At 70.8% G+C, this 17,936-nt stretch carries 17 protein-coding genes and 1 pseudogene; 8 read left to right on the plus strand and 10 right to left on the minus strand.

Annotated elements, in window-relative coordinates; all coding sequences use genetic code 11:
* The first annotated feature begins 9 nt into the window (after positions 1–9).
* From dnaK to OGH68_RS35015, 5 genes are all read left to right on the plus strand, one after another.
* The gene (gene dnaK / locus OGH68_RS34995; RefSeq protein ID WP_264249586.1) at positions 10–1,890 is read left to right on the plus strand and encodes a molecular chaperone DnaK; all 1,881 of its coding nucleotides are present in this window, start codon (positions 10–12) and stop codon (positions 1,888–1,890) included.
* On the plus strand, positions 1,887–2,615 hold the full coding sequence (locus tag OGH68_RS35000) for a nucleotide exchange factor GrpE (protein WP_264249587.1): 729 nt from the start codon (positions 1,887–1,889) through the stop codon (positions 2,613–2,615). The genes dnaK and OGH68_RS35000 overlap by 4 nt, the downstream gene beginning before the upstream one ends.
* A gap of 199 nt (positions 2,616–2,814) precedes the next feature.
* The gene (locus OGH68_RS35005) at positions 2,815–3,048 is read left to right on the plus strand and encodes a hypothetical protein (RefSeq protein WP_264249588.1); all 234 of its coding nucleotides are present in this window, start codon (positions 2,815–2,817) and stop codon (positions 3,046–3,048) included.
* A gap of 290 nt (positions 3,049–3,338) precedes the next feature.
* Entirely contained in the window at positions 3,339–3,500 is a 162-nt protein-coding gene (locus tag OGH68_RS35010) for a hypothetical protein (RefSeq protein WP_264249590.1), read from the plus strand.
* A 47-nt stretch (positions 3,501–3,547) separates the two neighbouring features.
* Positions 3,548–4,096: an ATP-binding protein gene (locus tag OGH68_RS35015; protein ID WP_264249591.1), complete on the plus strand. Its 549-nt coding sequence runs from the start codon at positions 3,548–3,550 to the stop codon at positions 4,094–4,096.
* Positions 4,097–4,172: 76 nt separating this feature from the next.
* On the opposite strand, the gene OGH68_RS35020 is transcribed toward OGH68_RS35015, so the two are convergent.
* Complete coding sequence (locus OGH68_RS35020) at positions 4,173–5,174, minus strand: GlxA family transcriptional regulator (protein WP_264249592.1); 1,002 nt, start codon at positions 5,172–5,174, stop codon at positions 4,173–4,175.
* A 52-nt stretch (positions 5,175–5,226) separates the two neighbouring features.
* Here OGH68_RS35020 and OGH68_RS35025 point away from each other — a divergent pair, with 52 nt between their 5' ends.
* Positions 5,227–5,622: a cupin domain-containing protein gene (locus OGH68_RS35025; protein WP_264249593.1), complete on the plus strand. Its 396-nt coding sequence runs from the start codon at positions 5,227–5,229 to the stop codon at positions 5,620–5,622.
* Between the two features lie 78 nt (positions 5,623–5,700).
* Here the strand turns inward: OGH68_RS35025 and OGH68_RS35030 are convergent, their stop codons facing one another.
* Positions 5,701–6,276, minus strand: a complete 576-nt coding sequence (locus OGH68_RS35030) for a GNAT family N-acetyltransferase (RefSeq protein WP_264249595.1) — start codon at positions 6,274–6,276, stop codon at positions 5,701–5,703.
* 87 nt (positions 6,277–6,363) lie between these two features.
* Positions 6,364–6,747, minus strand: coding sequence for a cytochrome P450 (locus OGH68_RS35035; RefSeq protein ID WP_413471070.1), 384 nt, complete (start codon positions 6,745–6,747; stop codon positions 6,364–6,366).
* Positions 6,748–7,053: 306 nt separating this feature from the next.
* Here OGH68_RS35035 and OGH68_RS35040 point away from each other — a divergent pair, with 306 nt between their 5' ends.
* Positions 7,054–8,169, plus strand: a complete 1,116-nt coding sequence (locus OGH68_RS35040) for an AI-2E family transporter (protein ID WP_264249596.1) — start codon at positions 7,054–7,056, stop codon at positions 8,167–8,169.
* A gap of 113 nt (positions 8,170–8,282) precedes the next feature.
* Here the strand turns inward: OGH68_RS35040 and katG are convergent, their stop codons facing one another.
* Positions 8,283–10,517: a catalase/peroxidase HPI gene (katG, locus tag OGH68_RS35045; RefSeq protein ID WP_264249598.1), complete on the minus strand. Its 2,235-nt coding sequence runs from the start codon at positions 10,515–10,517 to the stop codon at positions 8,283–8,285.
* 335 nt (positions 10,518–10,852) lie between these two features.
* Between katG and OGH68_RS35050 the strand changes: the two genes are divergently transcribed.
* Positions 10,853–11,263: a Fur family transcriptional regulator gene (locus tag OGH68_RS35050; RefSeq protein WP_264249599.1), complete on the plus strand. Its 411-nt coding sequence runs from the start codon at positions 10,853–10,855 to the stop codon at positions 11,261–11,263.
* Positions 11,264–11,390: 127 nt separating this feature from the next.
* Here OGH68_RS35050 and OGH68_RS35055 read toward each other — a convergent pair whose 3' ends face one another.
* From OGH68_RS35055 to OGH68_RS35085, 6 genes and pseudogenes are all read right to left on the minus strand, one after another.
* Positions 11,391–13,769 (minus strand): collagenase, encoded by a 2,379-nt coding sequence (locus OGH68_RS35055; RefSeq protein WP_264249601.1) that lies wholly within the window; start codon positions 13,767–13,769, stop codon positions 11,391–11,393.
* 177 nt (positions 13,770–13,946) lie between these two features.
* On the minus strand, positions 13,947–14,885 hold the full coding sequence (locus OGH68_RS35060; RefSeq protein WP_264249602.1) for an ABC transporter ATP-binding protein: 939 nt from the start codon (positions 14,883–14,885) through the stop codon (positions 13,947–13,949).
* 74 nt (positions 14,886–14,959) lie between these two features.
* Positions 14,960–15,307: an oligopeptide/dipeptide ABC transporter ATP-binding protein gene (locus OGH68_RS36550; protein WP_413471146.1), complete on the minus strand. Its 348-nt coding sequence runs from the start codon at positions 15,305–15,307 to the stop codon at positions 14,960–14,962.
* A gap of 87 nt (positions 15,308–15,394) precedes the next feature.
* Positions 15,395–16,020 (minus strand): annotated as a pseudogene (locus tag OGH68_RS36555) (ABC transporter ATP-binding protein); the annotation flags it as partial.
* A complete protein-coding gene (locus tag OGH68_RS35080; protein ID WP_264249603.1) occupies positions 16,017–17,006 on the minus strand; it encodes an ABC transporter permease in 990 nt (329 codons plus the stop codon). The pseudogene OGH68_RS36555 and the gene OGH68_RS35080, both read right to left, overlap by 4 nt.
* Positions 17,003–17,932, minus strand: coding sequence for an ABC transporter permease (locus tag OGH68_RS35085; RefSeq protein ID WP_264249605.1), 930 nt, complete (start codon positions 17,930–17,932; stop codon positions 17,003–17,005). Before OGH68_RS35085 ends, OGH68_RS35080 begins: the two co-directional genes overlap by 4 nt.
* Positions 17,933–17,936 lie beyond the last annotated feature (4 nt).

Consider the following 17,936-nt stretch of genomic DNA (forward strand, 5'->3'; position numbering starts at 1 on the left):
GAGGCGGCCATGGCTCGAGCAGTCGGAATCGACCTGGGGACGACGAACTCTGTGGTCTGTGTGCTGGAAGGCGGGGAACCGACCGTCATCGCGAACACAGAGGGCGCCAGGACCACGCCGTCGGTGGTGGCATTCGCGAAGAACGGTGAGGTGCTCGTCGGTGAGCTCGCCAAGCGCCAGGCGGTGACCAACGTCGACCGCACGGCACGCTCCGTCAAGCGGCACATGGGCGAGGCGCAGTGGCGCTTCCCGGAGTCCGGGGACATCGACGGCAAGCAGTACACCACGCAGGAGATCTCGGCCCGGGTCCTGCAGAAGCTCAAGCGCGACGCGGCGGCCTATCTCGGCGAGGACGTCACCGACGCGGTGATCACCGTTCCGGCGTACTTCAACGACAGCCAGCGCACCGCGACGAAGGAGGCCGGTGAGATCGCCGGCCTGAAAGTGCTGCGCATCATCAACGAACCGACCGCGGCCGCCCTGGCGTACGGCCTGGACAAGGAGAACGACCAGACGATACTCGTGTTCGACCTCGGGGGCGGCACTTTCGACGTCTCGCTGCTGGAGATCGGCGAGGGCCTCGTCGAGGTGAAGGCCACCAACGGTGACACGCACCTCGGCGGCGACGACTGGGACCAGCGGATCGTCGACCACCTGGTGAAGCAGTTCAAGAACGGTCACGGCATCGACCTGTCCAGGGACAAGATGGCTCTCCAGCGTCTGCGCGAGGCCGCGGAGAAGGCGAAGATCGAGCTGTCGTCGTCCACCGAGACGTCGATCAACCTGCCCTACATCACGGCGTCGGCCGAAGGCGCGCTGCACCTGGACGAGAAACTGACCCGCGCGCAGTTCGAGCAGCTGACGTCGGACCTGCTCGAGCGCTGCAAGACCCCCTTCCACAACGCCATCAAGGACGCCGGGATCAAGGTGTCGGACATCGATCACGTGATCCTGGTGGGCGGCTCCACGCGGATGCCGGCGGTGACCGGCCTGGTCAAGGAACTGACCGGAAAGGAACCGCACAAGGGTGTGAACCCGGACGAGGTCGTCGCCATCGGAGCCTCGCTGCAGGCCGGTGTCCTCAAGGGTGAGGTCAAGGACGTCCTGCTCCTCGACGTGACCCCGCTGTCCCTCGGTATCGAGACCAAGGGCGGCATCATGACCAAGCTCATCGAGCGCAACACCACGATCCCGACCAAGCGGTCCGAGATCTTCACCACGGCCGAGGACAACCAGCCGTCCGTGCAGATCCAGGTCTACCAGGGCGAGCGCGAGATCGCGGCGTACAACAAGAAGCTCGGTATGTTCGAGCTGACCGGTCTGCCGCCGGCGCCCCGCGGCGTCCCGCAGATCGAGGTCTCCTTCGACATCGACGCCAACGGCATCATGCACGTCACCGCTAAGGACCTCGCCACCGGCAAGGAGCAGAAGATGACCGTCACCGGCGGCTCCTCGCTGCCGAAGCAGGACATCGACCGCATGGTCCGTGAGGCGGAGCAGCACGCGGAGGACGACCGCCGCCGCAAAGAGGCCGCGGAGACCCGCAACCAGGCGGAGAGCACCGTCTACCAGACGGAGAAGGTGCTGCAGGACAACCGCGACAAGATCCCCGAGGACGTCCGGTCCGAGACGGAGGCGGCCCTGGCCGACGTCAAGGAGAAGCTCAAGGGCGACGACAGCGGCGCCATCCGGTCGGCCACCGAGAAGGCCACCGCGGCCGCCCAGCGGATCGGCTCCGCGCTGTACGCCCAGACACAGCAGACCCAGGCGCAGACCGAGGGTGGGGGCGCCGGAACCGCCGGCACCGGAGCGGCCTCGGCCTCGGAGGGTGACGAAGACGTCGTCGACGCGGAGATCGTGGACGACGAGGGGAAGGGGGGCGCCGGATGAGCCGCGACCCCGACGTCGGGAACGACCGGGACCGGCGGGCACCCGTCGTCATCCGCGACCGTCGCAGAATCGACCCGGTGACACTCGAGCCGCGCCGGCCGGCCGACCCGGCCGTCCCCTCGGCGCACGGGACGGCGACGCCGCCCTCGGCGCACGAGTCGGTGACCCGCTCGGCGCCGGGCGGGGCCGCCGGCCGGCCGGCAGCCGCCGAACTGCGGCGGGCCCGGACCGAGGCCGCCCGGCTGCGTGACGAGAACGCTGAACTGACAGCGGATCTTCAGCGTCTGAAGGCCGAGTACGACAACTACCGCAAACGCGTCCGGCGGGACCGGCTGGCAATCCGCGAGATCGCCGTGACCAACGTCCTGGCCGCGCTGCTTCCCGTGCTCGACGCCTTCGAAGGGGCACGCGAACAGGGTGCCGACACCGGAATCGAGGCGGTGGCCAAGGTACTCGGCGAACAACTGGCGGCGCTCGGCCTGCAGTCCGTCGGGGCGCCGGGGGAGGCCTTCGACCCCCAGACCCACGAAGCGGTCACCTACACCCCGTCCGACGAGGCGGCCGGCCCGGTCTGCACCGAGGTGCTCCGGCACGGCTACCGCGTGGGCGACCACCTCCTGCGCCCCGCGCAGGTCGCCGTCACCGGCCCGCCCGCCGGTGGTCCGGTGGTCCCCACGGAGGTCCGGGCCGACGACGGCAGGAGCGGTGTGCCTGGTGCTGAATGAACGCCGGAGCGGCTGCTCGGTCGGCTGCCCGCCGGGCCGGACCGTATGGACACAACCATTGGTGTGAACGGTCCGCCCACCCAGCGGCGCTGCTCCGGCCCGGCCCCGTCGCGCCGTTACGGTCGGGTCTGTCCCGAGGTGGAGCGCCGGCACGGCTGCGGGCCCCACCCCTTCCACGATGTCGAAAGGCGGGTCCAGCATGTCCAGCAACGCAGAAACCGGCGGGGTCACAGGCACCAAGGACAAGGACTACAACCTGATCTGGTACATCGAGAGCTGCCTGAACAACGCCCTGCGGCTCGAGACGTACATCCGGGACTCGGAGCGCGACGGTGACAGCGAAGTCACCGAGCTCTTCCGCAAGGCGCAGGCCGACAGCCGCAAGGGCGCCGAGCTCGGCAAGCAGCTGCTGCGCAGCCGCATGGGCAGCTGACGGCCCTGCCCGGACGCCCCCGCGTCGCCGCACGGTCGTACGACGCGGTGGTGCGGATCACCACATCAGCCATCTGCGCTACGGACCTGCACTTCGTCCGTGGCACGATGCCCGGCCTGGAGCAGGGCAGGATCCTCGGGCGAGGCCGGCTGGACCAAGGTGGCTCTCGGCCTCGGCGAGGACGGTTCCCTCGCCCCGGGACTCGAGGAGAGGCGGGCACCGGAGCAGCCACCACCGCAGGCTCCGGCCGGCCCTTCGCCACCGGGGACGACGAGAGAAGGTGATCACCGGTGACGGCCCACGCCGGAGAAACGGCTCGCAAGACCGGCGACTTCTACTGCGCGACGTGCGACGAGAAGGTCCATGCCACGGAGGGTGACAAGATCCTTCCGTGCCCCAACGGCCACAAGGCCTTCGAGACCCGGCGGAACGAGCCGGACACGAAATCCTGACGGGGAACGCCGGACGGGACGTACCGGACAGGCAGGAGCGGGACCCGATGGCCGCGGACGCACTCCGGCGTGAAGTGGCGGTGCTGGTCGGGTTGCAGGCCGCGGGCAAGTCGACCTTCTACCGCCAGCGCCTCGCCATCGACCACACGCTGGTGAGCAAGGACCTGTTCCCTCGCGCGGCCCGGAACAAGCAGCGTCGGCAGATGCGCCTGGTGGCTGGCGCCCTGGCCGCCGGGAGACCGGTGGCCGTCGACAACACCAACCCGTCGCCAGAGGAGTGGGGACCGCTGATCGAGCTGGGGCACGCGCTGGGGGCCTCGGTGACGGCGTACTGGTTCCCGCCCGACGTCGAGGGTTCGCTGCGGCGCAACGCCGCCCGACACGGGTCTGAACGCGTACCGGAGGTGGGTGTGCACGCCACGTTCCGGAAGCTCCGCCGTCCGTCCGTCGCCGACGGTTTCGACGCCGTGCACGAAGTGCGCTTCGACGGCGCCGGAGGTTTCCAGGTGCGGCTCCTGCGGCACACCCCCGAGCCGCCCGAGCCACGCCGGCCGCCCGAGCCACCTGAGCCACGCGAGCCGCCCGCGCCCGACTGAGACCCCCGGCGCGACACCGGCCCTGGACAGCCGCCACGTACTCCTCCGGCCCCCGGCTCTTGCGGCCGGGCGGACTTCAACGGAGCTCAGTCGTGCCGGGGCCGAAGCGGTGCCGGTAGGCGGACGGGGTGAGGCCCGTCTGCCGGCGCATCAGCGCGCGCAGATTGGCGGCGGTGCCGATGCCGCTGCGCCGCGCCACCACCTCGAAGCGTGTCTCACCTCGCTCGATCAGCCGGCAGGCCAGGGCGAGCCGCTCTCCCGTGAGCCATGCCAGTGGCGTCGTCCCCAGCTGTGCCCGGAAGCGACGGTGCAACGTCGCCGGGCTGACCGAAGCGCGCTCCGCGAGGTTCGTCACCGTGAGCGGCGTGTTCAGCCGTTCCTGCGCCCAGGCCAGAACCGAGGCCAGGGATTCCTCCGGCACGTCGGGCACCGGGCGTTCGATGAACTGCCGCTGCCCACCGTCCCGATGCGCCGCGAAGACCAGCCGCCGGCTGACGGAGTTGGCGGCCTCCGCGCCGTGGTCCCGGCGGACGATGTGCAGTCCCAGGTCGAGGGCGGCCGCGCTTCCCGCGGCGGTGAGGATGTCGCCGTCGTCCACGAACAGTACGTCCTCCTCCAGCTGGACCGAGGGGAAGCGGGCCCGGAAGGAATCGGCCCATTGCCAGTGCGCGGTGGCCCGGCGGCCGTCGAGGACCCCGGCCTCGGCGAGGGTGAAGGCGCCGCTGCACAGGCCGACCAGGCGGGCACCGCGCTCGTGCGCGCGCCGCACGGCGTCGAGCACGGCCGGTCGGCGGGGGACCTCGGTGTCGGGCCGGTTGGGAACGATCAAGGTGTCCGCCGAGTCGGCCGTCCCCAGGCCGGCGACTCCGGTGAGCGTGAAGAAACCGTCGCGCATGAGGGTCAGCGGCTCGGGGGAGCAGAGCCGGAAGTCGTAGAGGTCGCGGCCCAGTTCGGGCCGGCGCAGGCCGAAGACCTCGGTCGCGCAGCCAAGCTCGAAGGGGTTCGAGTTCTCGTCCACGACCACGACGACCCGGTGCAGGCCCGCCGTACCGGCCTGGTGCGAGGAACCTTGCGGCATGTGCGATTTCTAGCACTCACACCGGCTGTGCTCAACCGGCGACCATTGATCCATGAGCAATGAACCCATCGCCCTCGGGGCAGCCCTCGCCTCCTTCGACGCACTGTGGAGTCCCCGCATCGTCACCCGCGTCAACGACTACGACGTCCGGATCGCCAAGGTCGAGGGCGAGCATCTCTGGCACGCCCATGACGACACCGACGAGTTCTTCCTGGTGCTCGAGGGAGAGCTGTACATCTCGTTGCGCGAGTCCGCCGGGGAGCGCACGGTCCGGCTCCCGCGGGGTTCGGTCTTCACCGTTCCCCGGGGTACGGAGCACAAGCCGTACGCACCCACCGGTGCGGCGCTCCTGCTCTTCGAACCCACCGGCACGCCGACGGTCGGTGACCGCCACGACGAGGTCCCCGACCACGTCGACGCGACAACGGGCCACGCCCTCGGCTTCTGACGGCACCGGGACCACGTGGAGGCAGCGCTGCGGGACGGGCGGTGGCCGGTGTGCGGAGCCTCCGCAGTCGGGCCCGTCTCAGCCGGCGTGACGCGAGGTGTCCTGCTCCCACTCGCTCCTCGTGAGGGCGTACTCGACCTCGCCGTGTTCGGAGCCGTCGATGGTCTCGGGCCAGTCTCCGAAGTAGGTACGGACGTACTTCAGTCCCGACTTCTCCATCACGCGTCGCGAACCGGCGTTGACCGCCATCGTGTTGGCGGTCACCCGTTGGACACCGAGTTCCGCGAACCCCTTGTGGATCAGAGCCCTCGCGCCTTCCGTGGCGTAGCCCCGGCCCCACGCCGCCTTGCGCAGCCGGTAGCCGAGCTCGACCACCGCCGGACTGTCGTCATCCAGCGGGCGGAACTCGAACCAGCCGAGAAACGTCCGGGTGTCCTTCGACTCGGCGGCCCAGAAACCGCGGGCTCCGGTGCCTGTGTGACGGTGGAGCAGGCGCGGCAGGTGCACGGTGCGCATGGTGTCCGGAGGTGTCGGCCGGCCACCGTTGATGTATCGCATCACCTCGGGATCGCTGTCGAGGTCGACGAGGCGGTCCAGGTCGTCGACCGTGAACGGGCGCAGCGCCATCCGTTCGGTGTGCAGAAAGATGCCCATGCTGTGATCTTCGACGCCGTCACGGCTGCTCCGCCACCGAATATCACCGGCGGTCCCGGCTCCCTGCCCCTCGCGCCGGGGCCGCTCTCACCATACGACCGGCAGGGTGACGAGGCCGCCCGTCAGGATGTCCTGGCGCACGGCGAGGTCGTCGGTGTCCACGGCGAGCCGCATGTCGGGGAACCTGCGGATGAGCTGGTCGAAGGCCACGTGGAGTTCCATGCGGGCCAGCGGCGCGCCGATGCAGTAGCGGGCGCCGTGCCCGAAGGTCAGGTGGGATGCCGCGCCGGGGCGAACGATGTCGAAACGGTCCGGGTCGTCGAACGCGGCGGCGTCGTGGTTGGCGGCGCCGTTGTCGAGCATGAGGAGGCTTCCGGCGGGGACGGTGACTTTGCCGACCTCCAGGTCGGTGCGCGCGTATCGCGGTATGCCGCCACCGCCCTTGCCGGGGGCGCGCAGAATCTCCTCCACCGCCCCCGGGATGAGCGTCGGGTCATCCAGCAGGGCGTGCCACTGGGCCGGTCGGTCAGCAGGAGGATTGCGCCGAGGCCAGGCGAGGGAGCCGGGAAATCATGCTCTTCCGCTGTTCTGACGATCACGCGAGCAGTCCGGTCGGAGCCGGGCAACCGCTGCCGACCGGAACTCCCTTGCTGCGCGAGGAGGTTGGCGGCCCGACACAGTGTCAGCCGCCCTGCCGCTCTGTCGATGCGAGCCTCGAGCGGCCTTCTGACCGGCGGCGATTCCACTGTGCAACTGGAGTGCGAATAGGGTGACTCCATGTCTGCCATGTTGAGTTCCATGAGAACACGCGCCGCGCTTCGCGCATCGGCGCGTGTCTCCGTCGAGTTGCTACTGGTCCTCGTGATGGCCGGGGTGTGCCTGTGGCTTCTGGGCCGGATGTGGCCGGTGGTCTGGCCGCTCGTCGTGGCCCTGTTCCTCACCACACTGACCTGGCCCCTGGCCCGCTGCCTGCGCCGGCACGGGTGGCCGCCCGCCCTGGCCGCGTCGGCGGTGACCGTGCTGTTCCTCCTCGTCGCCGCAGGAATCGTGGCGCTGATCGCGGTGCCGGTGGCCTCGCAGTCCGGCGAGCTCGCCGACGGGGTGGTGGAAGGCATCCAGAAGCTGCGCGAATGGGCTGCCGGGCCGCCGCTGAACATCGGCGACGACCAGATCACAGGTGCCTTCGACGCCGCGACGGCCCGCGTCCAGGACAGCGTCGGCAGCATGGTCACCACCGTCGTCACCGGGGTGAGCACCGTGTTCAGCGGCGTGGTCACCGCCGTGCTGGCCCTCTTCCTGATGTTCTTCTTCCTCAAGGACGGCCCCCGGTTCCTGCCGTGGCTCGCCCGTCAGCTCCCCGGCCGGCTCGCCACCGACGTCCCGACCGTGGCCGCGCGCAGTTGGGACACCCTGGGCGCGTTCGTGCGGTCCCAGGCGTTCGTCGGTCTGCTCGACGCCGTCTTCATCGGTCTCGGCCTGTGGATTCTGGGGGTCCCGCTGGTACTTCCGCTGGCGGTGCTGACCTTCGTGTCCGCGTTCGTGCCGATCGTGGGCGCCCTGTTCGCCGGTCTGGTCGCCGTGCTCATCGCCCTGGTGTCGAACGGCCCCACGGACGCACTGCTCGTGCTGGCGATCATCGTCGTGGTGCAGCAGCTCGAGGGCAATGTGTTCCAGCCCATGATCCAGAGCCGTGGGCTGGGCCTGCACGCGGCGGTGATCCTGCTGGCGGTGACGCTGGGCGGCAGCCTGGCAGGTGTCGTGGGCAGCCTGCTCGCCGTACCGGCCGCCGCTCTGATCGCGGTGTTCTGGAACTATCTGCGCGAGCAGCTGAGCGACCCGCCGCAGGAGCCGGCGTCCGAGGAGCCGCACACCGGTGACGCCGTCCCGGCGTAGCGGTGTGACGCCGTAGCGTCCCGGCAGCCGGCCCAGGGCACGCCGGGGGCAGCGGCCCCGTCGTGCCGGGCGTCCGGGGCCGGCCGGTCACAAGCCGGCCCCGGACATCACGATCAGGCCAGGTCGAACCGGTCGAGATTCATGACCTTGTCCCACGCCGCGACGAAGTCGTTCACGAACTTCCCCTTCGCGTCATCGCTCGCGTAGACCTCGGCGAGCGCCCGCAACTCGGAGTTGGACCCGAAGACGAGGTCGACACGGCTGCCGGTCCACTTGACCTCGCCCGTGGCGTCGTCGCGGCCCTCGAAGGTGTTCGCGTCCTCGGACGTCGCATTCCACGTCGTGCCCAGGTCGAGCAGGTTGACGAAGAAGTCGTTGGTCAGCGTCCCGGGGGCCCCGGTGAAGACGCCGAGCGGCGACTGCTGGAGGTTCGCGCCCAGGACGCGGAGGCCACCGACGAGGACCGTCATCTCGGGGGCGCTGAGGGTCAGCAGGTTCGCCCGGTCGAGCAGCAGGTACTCGGCCGGAAGCCGGTTGCCCTTACCGAGGTAGTTGCGGAACCCGTCGGCGGTCGGCTCCAGCGCGGCGAACGACTCCACGTCCGTCTGCTCCTGCGTCGCGTCCACGCGGCCCGGCGTGAAGGGCACCTGGACGTCGAAGCCGGCGTCCTTGGCGGCCTGCTCGACGGCGGCGCAGCCGGCGAGCACGATCAGGTCGGCGAGCGAGACCTGCCTGCCGCTGGTCCGCTCGGCGTTGAAGGACTGCTGGATGCCCTCCAGGGTGCGCAGCACCGCCGCCAGCTGGTCGGGGTCGTTGACCTCCCACCCGCTCTGCGGCTGGAGGCGGATGCGTGCGCCGTTGGCACCGCCGCGCTTGTCGCTGCCACGGAAGGACGACGCCGAGGCCCAGGCGGTGGACACGAGCTGGGACACCGACAGGTCGGAGGCGAGGACCCGGCGCTTGAGGTCGGCGATGTCCTCGGCGTCGACGAGCTCGTGCGTGACCTCGGGCAGGGGGTCCTGCCACAGCAGGGTCTCGCTCGGCACCTCCGGGCCGAGGTAGCGCACGACCGGACCCATGTCACGGTGGGTCAGCTTGAACCAGGCCCGGGCGAACGCGTCCGCGAACGCGTCGGGGTCCTCCAGGAAGCGCCGCGAGATCTGCTCGTACGCCGGGTCGACGCGGAGCGAGAGGTCGGTCGTCAGCATCGTCGGGGCGTGGCTCTTGGACGGGTCGTGGGCGTCGGGCACGGTACCCGCGCCGCCGCCGTCCTTCGGCCGCCACTGGTGCGCGCCGGCGGGGCTCTTGAACAGCTCCCACTCGTGGCCGAACAGGATCTCGAAGAAGCTGTTGTCCCAGGCCGTCGGGGTGTCCGTCCAGATTCCCTCGAGGCCGCTGGTGATCGTGTCGCCGCCCTTGCCGGTGCCGTGGCTGTTCCTCCAGCCGAGGCCCTGCTCCTCGATCGGGGCGGCCTCGGGGTCGGGGCCGACAGCGTCCGCCGGGCCGGCGCCGTGGGTCTTGCCGAAGGTGTGACCGCCCGCGATGAGCGCGACCGTCTCCTCGTCGTTCATCGCCATCCGGCGGAACGTCTCACGGATGTCGCGGGCCGCGGCGAGCGGGTCCGGGTTGCCGTTCGGGCCCTCGGGGTTGACGTAGATGAGACCCATCTGGACCGCGCCGAGCGGGTTCTCCAGCTCCCGGTCACCGGTGTAGCGTTCGTCGCCGAGCCAGGTGGACTCCGGGCCCCAGTAGACGTCCTCCTCGGGCTCCCACACGTCCTCACGGCCGCCGGCGAAGCCGAAGGTCTTGAAGCCCATGGACTCCAGGGCGACATTGCCGGTCAGGACCATGAGGTCGGCCCACGACAGCGCCTGACCGTACTTCTTCTTGATCGGCCACAGCAGGCGCCGGGCCTTGTCGAGGTTCCCGTTGTCCGGCCAGCTGTTGAGGGGGGCGAAGCGCTGCTGACCGGCCCCCGCGCCGCCCCGGCCGTCGCTGATCCGGTAGGTGCCCGCGCTGTGCCAGGCCATCCGGATCATGAAGGGGCCGTAGTGGCCGAAGTCGGCGGGCCACCAGTCCTGGGAGGTCGTCAGTATCTCCGCGATGTCCCGCTTCACGGCCGGGAGGTCGAGGGACTCGAACGCCGCGGCGTAGTCGAACTCCTCGCCGAGGGGGTTGGCCACGGCGGGGTTCTTGGCGAGGATCTTCAGGTTGAGCCGCTCCGACCACCACTGGCGGTTTCCACCGCCCTGGGTCGGGTGCGGGGCGCGCCCGTGCGCGACCGGGCAGCCGCCGCCTCCGCCCTCCGTCTTCGGGTCTGTGACGATTGCATCCGGGTTCTCGGACATGGGAATCCTTTCGGGCGGGGCGGGATCGTGGTGCTCAGGAATCGCCGGCGGTGGGACGGCCGGGGCCGCGCGCGGCAGCGGCAGTCGGAGGCCGGCACGTCGACCCGAGGGGCCGTCAGGCACAGTCCGGTACCGGGCGGCTGCTCGGCGGTGGTCCTGTCATGGCTCAGTCTCCTGCCGTACTGGAGGCTCCGGCTCCCTTGGCTATTGCCGGAACCGATCCTACGATGGACACAGTCCAGGTCAAGAAGTTCGCGGGTTTCGTATCCCATCGGGATCCGGACACCTGCCGGTAAACTTCGGGTATTCCGCCAAGCCTGAATAGGTGAACCGATATGAGTGACCTGCTGGAGCGACTGCGAGGACGCGGTTGGCGGGTGACCTCGCAGCGGCGCGTCGTTGCCGAGGTCCTCGACGGCGACCACGTGCACCTCACCGCCGACGAGGTGCACGCCCGCGCGGCACAGCGACTGCCCGAGATCTCCCGGGCGACCGTCTACAACACGCTGGGCGAACTGGTCCTGCTGGGCGAGGTCCTGGAGGTCTCCACCGACGGCCGCGCCAAGCGCTACGATCCCAACGCGCACCGCCCGCACCAGCACCTGGTCTGCTCCCGCTGCGGCACCATCCGCGACGTCCACCCGGCCGGCGATCCGCTGGCCGATCTCCCGGCGGAGGAGCGGTTCGGCTTCACGGTCTCCGAGGCCGAGGTCACCTACCGCGGCCTGTGCCCTTCCTGCCTCTGACCGCGTGCTTCCGCGAAGGCGGAGAGGCCGGCCGCGTCCGGGCGACGGCTTCGCGGGAAATGCCTGCGCGCGCCACCATGTGGGGTGGTGGCGCGCGCAGTTGCCGTGGGACAGTCCCGCGGCGGCGTCAGCCCCGGAGGGGGCCTTCACAGGTGTAGTCCGACGTGCCCGCGCGTCCGCCGGGCCAGATGTCCACGTCGTCGAACGAGCAGTTCATGTCGGCCAGGTTGTTGACGCCGCCCGCCGTGCGGTCGAGGAGGAAGAAGTCGACCGTCTCGGACATGTCCGTGAAGACGAGGTCGGCGTCGCCGGCGTCGGTCAGGTTCGCGGTGATGCGTCCGGTGCAGACGAACCGGGGCCGCTCGGCCGTGCCGGTGCCGCTGCAGGCGGGGGTGCTGCCGGTCGTCGCGGCGAAGGAGGCGCGGACCTCGTCGGCCGATTCGCCGGCCAGCCGGTCCAGCGGGACGTAGGTGGTGTCCGGTACGAACAGGTCGTCGACGTGGGCGATCTGCGTGTCGAGGAAGGTGTCGTACGCGCTCTGCAGCCCCGGGTCCTTGCCGAGCCGGTCGCGCCAGGCGTCGAAGGCTGCCGGGTCGTCGTCGCGCACGGTGCGGTACATCTCCCGCAGCAGGGACGGGCGCTGTGTCCAGAGGTACTCGAAGAATGTGCCCGCGTAGTCGTAGAAGCGGAAGCCGTCGCCGTCGTACGTGGCGTGCAGCAGCTGGTCCACGGTCATCCGCGGTCCACCGTCCGCCGTGTCGTCGATGACGCCCTGGACGAGCGACTTGCGGACCTTGACGCCGTCACTGCGGCTGGCGCCGGCGAAGAACTCCGCGGTGCCCTCGTCCATCGCCGTGGTCCGGTCGCCCTCGTACCAGGGCCCCTCGCCGAAGAAGCCGGGCACCGCCCACCGGCCGTTGAGGTAGTGCCCGTACTCGTGGCGGAACAGCTCCTCCAGGGTGAGCGAGGAGTCCTGCGGTACCCGGCGCTGGTACGTGTAGAAGGTGGCGCCCCTCTCGATGTAGATGCCGCCGTTGTCGGTGCCCATGCCGGTCAGCAGCGGGTGGAAGATCTCGTACTCCTTGCGGGACGAGTACAGGACGATGTTCAGGGCGGAGTTGGGGTCGCCCGCCAGCGGCTCCTCACTGCCGACCACGCGGTGGAACTGCGCCTTGACCTGCTTGCTCGCGTAGTACAGCTGGTCGACGGTGTCCCGGTCGAGTCCGGTGCGGACCCGGATGCGGTCGACGCCTTCGGCGCCGTAGACGTAGGTGTGGGGGAAGAGGCGCTTCTCGATGTCGGACGCGCACACGCGGTACGGGGCGCAGGCTTCGTACACCCCCAGCCAGGTGGCGACCTTCGCCCACGGGGCGCTCATGTCACCGAAGACGCGTGCCGTGACGCCCAGCAGGGTGCCGAGCCCGGAGACGGTCCCGGTGCGCAGTCCGTCGATCTGGCCGAAGCGGCCGTACTCGCTCAGCGCGTCGCGCACGACCCAGGCGTTGGGCCCGTCCTTGAGGTGCGCGTGGCGGGCGAAGGCCTGGAAGGCGGCCCGGTAGGAGGGGGCCGCCTTCGCCGCGGCGTGGAAGGCGGTGTCCTGGTTGCCGGGGTAGACGCCGAGGTAGTTCAGGCTGAGCGCGGCGAGGGCGGCCCCGGCCCATGAGGTGTCCTGGGCGGTGTCGGGGTGCCGTGCGTCCATGGTGGCCAGCACCCGCTTGACCAGCGGCAGTTGGTACTGACGCAGGCCCGGGGCCGAGGCCGCGTAGAGCGCTTCGCGCAGGGTCTCGGCGTTGCTGCGGGTGGCGTCGAAGGTGCGGGCCGCCGTGCCGAAGGCGGCGACGGCGCGGCGCATGGTGTTCAAGGTCGGCGTGTCGGTGATGTCGATCTCGTCGCGCGAGAAGTCGTGGTACGCGACGGCGTGGAGATACGTGAACATCTCCAGCAGGCGGCTGCCGTTCCTGCCGTCGTGGGAGGCGGCGAGGCCCGTGATGCGGCGGGAGACGGTCCGGACGTGCGCGTCCGACATGACGGGGGCGAGGCGCCGGTCCCAGGTCCACAGGACCGACCGCAGACAGCCGTCGGCGGTGACGGCGGGGTCGGCGAGGAAGTCCGCGAACTGCTCCGGGCGAAGGCCCGTGACACCGTCGAGCGTGCAGGGCACGTTCGACGCGCCGGCCTCGGCCTCGCCCTTCCGGTCGGTTGTATGCGGCCCGGGAACGCGGCCGCCGGTGAGGCCGCCGGGGGCGGGGAGCGGACGGGCAGTCAGCTCCGGCGCCTCGGCCAGCCGGTCGACCCTGTCGGTGGAGTCCGGCGCGGTGGCCGGTGCGTGGACCGGCAGTGTCGCCGGGGGCGCGGTGGGAGGCGGAGGAGAGGCCTCGGCGGCGGGGGCGGGCCCGACGGTCGTCACGCACAGCGTGAGCGCCGTCGCGGCGGTGAGCAGCGCGGTGCGCAGGGCTCTGCGCCCGCAGGGGCGTAAAGGCCGGCGCGTGTTTTCGGACTGGAACACATCGGCTCCTGTGTGGGAGGTGGCGAGAGGTGCGCTGTGCGGCGGCAGGCGCCTCGGGCGTCAACCGCCTTGGCGCGGGCGCCGGTTGAGAGGTCGGCGCCATGTGATGCGTAACGTAGTAATGTGAAATGGCACTGTAAAGACCCGTGCACCGTGCTTCGTGGTCGGGGCCGCCCTTCAGACGGCCTCGGGGAAGTGGCAGGCCACTTGACGGGGCTCGCCCGCCGCCGGCCGCCCGAGCTCCGGCGCCTCGGTCCGGCAGATGGGCTGCGCCTTGGGGCATCGGGGGTGGAAGGTGCAACCGGGCGGCGGTGACGCCGGGCTCGGCGGATCGCCGAGCAGGGTGATCCGCTCGCGCGTCCGCTCAGCGACCGGGTCGGGCAGCGGCACGGCGGACAGCAGGGCCCGCGTATAGGGGTGGGCGGGGGCGGCGTACACCCGTTCCTTGGGGCCGATCTCGACGATGCGGCCCAGGTACATCACGGCGACGCGGTCGCACACCCGCCGGACCACCGAGAGATCATGGGCGATGAAGAGGTAGGCGAGGGAGAACTCGCGCTGCAGACGGCTCATCAGGTTGACGATCTGGGCCTGTACGGAGACGTCGAGCGCCGAGACCGGTTCGTCCGCGACGATCAGACGTGGACTCGTGGCCAGTGCGCGGGCAATGCCGATGCGCTGGGCCTGTCCGCCGGAGAACTCGTGCGGATACCGGTCGATGTGCTCGGGAATCAGCCCGACGAGCTCCATCAGTTCGGCGGCCCTGTGACGCGCCTCAGCGGCCCGAGCGCCCTGCACCAGCAGGGGATCGGAAATGATCCGGGCCACCGTCTGGCGCGGATTGAGGGAGGAGTGCGGGTCCTGGAACACTATCTGGATCTCCCGCCGCAGCGGTCTCAGCTCGCGCTGGGAGAGACGGCTGATGTCGCGGCCGCCGTACGTGACCGAGCCGCCGGTCGGCTCCAGGAGCCGCACGATCATCCGGCCCGTGGTCGACTTTCCGCAGCCGGACTCACCGACCAGCCCGAGCGTCTCGCCTCTCGCCACGTCGAAGCAGACTCCGTCGACGGCCCGCACCAGGCGGGCGGAGCGGCCTCGCCTTCCGTGGAACGTCATGCTCAAGTCCCGTACGGACAACAGCGGTTCCCGAGCGGGGCGTGAAGGGTCCGGACCTGGCGCGTCGTCCTTCGTCACGGTGCGACCTCCCTGGGCGGGGCGTACGGGGCCTCGTCCGGGCCCAGCGGAAGATGGCAGGCGACCGTGCGTCCCGCGACGGCGGACGGGCCGGGCCTGACCCGCTCGCATCGCACCCTCTCCGCGGCTCCGGCCGAGGCGGCCCGCGGGCAGCGCGGCGCGAACGCGCAGCCGGCCGCGGGGGCGAGGAGCGACGGCGGGCTGCCGGGGATCGCCCGCAACGGGGCGTCGTCGGCGTCGTCGAGCCGGGGCAGCGAGTCGAGCAGGCCCCGCGTGTAGGGGTGGGCCGGGGCCGCGAACACGGCCTCCACGGGCGCCTGTTCCGCCGCCCTGCCGCCGTACATGACCAGGACGTCGTGGGCGACGCTCGCCACGACGCCCAGGTCATGGGTGATCAGGACGACGGCGAGGTCGCGCTCCCGCTGGATGCGCGCGATCAGTTCCAGGATCTGGGCCTGGACGGTGACGTCCAGAGCGGTCGTCGGCTCGTCGGCGATCAGCAGGTCCGGCTCGCAGGCCAGTGCCATGGCGATCATGACCCGCTGGCGCATTCCTCCGGAGAACTGGTGCGGGTACTCGCCGGCCCGGCGCCGCGGTTCCGGGATCCCCACCTCGGCGAGCATCTCGACGGCGCGCCGCCGGGCGGCGGCCCGGCGGGAGCCGAAGTGGACCCGGTGGTGCTCGGCCACCTGCTCGCCCACCGTGTAGTAGGGGTGCAGGTGGAGAGCGGGTCCTGGAAGATCATCGCCATTTTCCGGCCGCGCAGCCGGTTCAGCTCGTGTTCGGCGAGGCCGACCAGTTCACGGCGCTCCAGGGTGATGGAGCCGCTGACTTCGGCGCCGGTGTGCAGGCCCATCACCGCCATCGAGGTCACGGACTTGCCGGAGCCCGACTCGCCGACGATGCCGAGGGTCCGTCCGCGTCCGACGCCGAAGGAGAGCGAGTCGACCGCGCGCACGGGCCCGTGGCCGGTCGGAAAGGTGACGGTCAGGTCCCGTACGGACAACAGGGGTTCGACGGTCAGGTCCCGTACGGGCAACAGCGGTTCGACGGTCATCGCAGCCTCACTCGCGGGTCGACGACGGCGTACAGCAGGTCGACGGCCAGGTTGGCGACGACGATGAAGGCGGCCGCCAGCAGCGTCACGCCCAGGATCACCGGCTGGTCGCCGGTGGAAAGGGCGCCGTAGAACAGCCGCCCGACGCCCGGGAGCCCGAAGATGGATTCGGTGATCACCGCGCCGGCGAGCAGGCCGCCCAGATCCATGCCGAACAGGGTGAGGACCGGTGTCATGCCGGCGCGCAGGCCGTGCTTGACGACGACGGTGCGGCGGGGCAGGCCCTTGGCGCGGGCGGTGCGGATGTACGGCTCCGCCATCGTCTCGATCATCGAACTCCGGCTCTGGCGCGCGTACATGGCCGCGTAGAGGACGGCGAGGGCCAGCCAGGGCAGCAGCAGGTTCGACGCCCAGCGCGCCGGGTCGTCGCCGAAGGGCACGTACTGGGGGTAGGGGAGCAGGCCCGTCACCCGGACGACGCCGTAGATCAGCATCATCGAGGTGAAGTAGACCGGCAGTGAGGCGGCGCCGACCGCGCCGACCATCAGGACGCGGTCGGTGAGGGTGTCCTTGCGCAGGGCCGCGATGGTGCCGGCACCGAGGCCGAGTGCCAGCCAGAGGGCCGCCGCGCCGACCGCGAGCGAGGCGGAGACGGGGAGGCGGTCCGTCAGCAGGTCCCAGACGGCCTCGCTGTTCTCGTAGGAGTAGCCCAGGCAGGGGAAGCGGCACTCCAGGGCGTACTGGCCGCTGCCCACCGTGCGGCCGGTGAAGATGCCGCTGACGAAGTCCCAGAACTGCCGCCACAGTGGCTGGTCGAGGCCCATGTGGGTGCGGATCGCGGCCAGCCGCTCGGCGCTGCACGCCTTTCCGCAGGCCGCGGCCGCGGGGTCGGAGGGAAGGACGTAGAAGATGGTGAAGGTGACGGCGGAGACGGCGGTGAGTACGCCGATGACGGCGGCCAGCCGTCGCAGCGTGTAGAGGATCATGCGCGGCCGCTCCTCGGGTCGAGGATGTCCCTCAAGGCGTCGCCGAGCAGGGTGAAAACGAGCACGGTCAGGAACAGGCAGGTGCTCGGGACGATGAAGTACATCGGGTCGGTGTCGTAGAAGGCGACGCTCTCGGCGATCATCTGGCCCCAGGACGGAGTGGGCGGACGGACGCCGACGCCCAGATAGCTGAGGGCGGCCTCGGTGGCGATCATCCCGGGGACGAGCAGGGTGGTGTACGCGATGACGGGCCCGGCAACGCCGGGCAGGATGTCGCGGGTGAGGATGCGCCAGGGTCCGGAGCCGCCGACGCGGGCGGCGTCGACGTACTCCCGGTGCTTGAGTGAGAGCGTCTGTCCGCGCACGACACGGGCGATGCCGGGCCAGCCGAAGAGGCCGATGACTGCGGTCATCAGCACGATCCGGTTGACGTCACGGGCCACGGACATCATCGCGATCATGAAGATGAGGGACGGGAAGGACATGGTCAGGTCCATCAGCCGGGAGAGCACGGCGTCGGTGGTGCCGCCGAAGTAGCCGGCAGCCGTCCCGGCCGCGACACCCGTGACGACGACGACGGCGGTGGCGGCGAAGGCGATGAGCAGCGAGACCCGGGCGCCGTGCACGACCCGGGCGAACAGGTCGCGGCCGGTGACGGGTTCGACGCCGAGCCAGTGCTCGGCCGAGACGCCGCCGAGCGGCCCGATGGGCTGCCCGCCGAGATAGGGGTCCACGGCGCTCTTGTCGAACTCTTCCGGGCCCCAGCCGCCCAGCGAGCTGAGCAGCGGGGCGGCGGCCGCCATGAACACGAAGAGGGCCACCACCGCGAGGGAGAGCTTCACGGAAGTCCGGCGGCGCAGTTCCGCGCGGGCGAGCTGCCAGGGGCCGCTGCCCGGGGGAAGGGTCTGGGAATCGGTGGCTGCCATGAGC

It is taken from the genome of Streptomyces peucetius (genome assembly GCF_025854275.1).
In the GTDB taxonomy this organism is placed as follows: Bacteria; Actinomycetota; Actinomycetes; order Streptomycetales; family Streptomycetaceae; genus Streptomyces; species Streptomyces peucetius_A.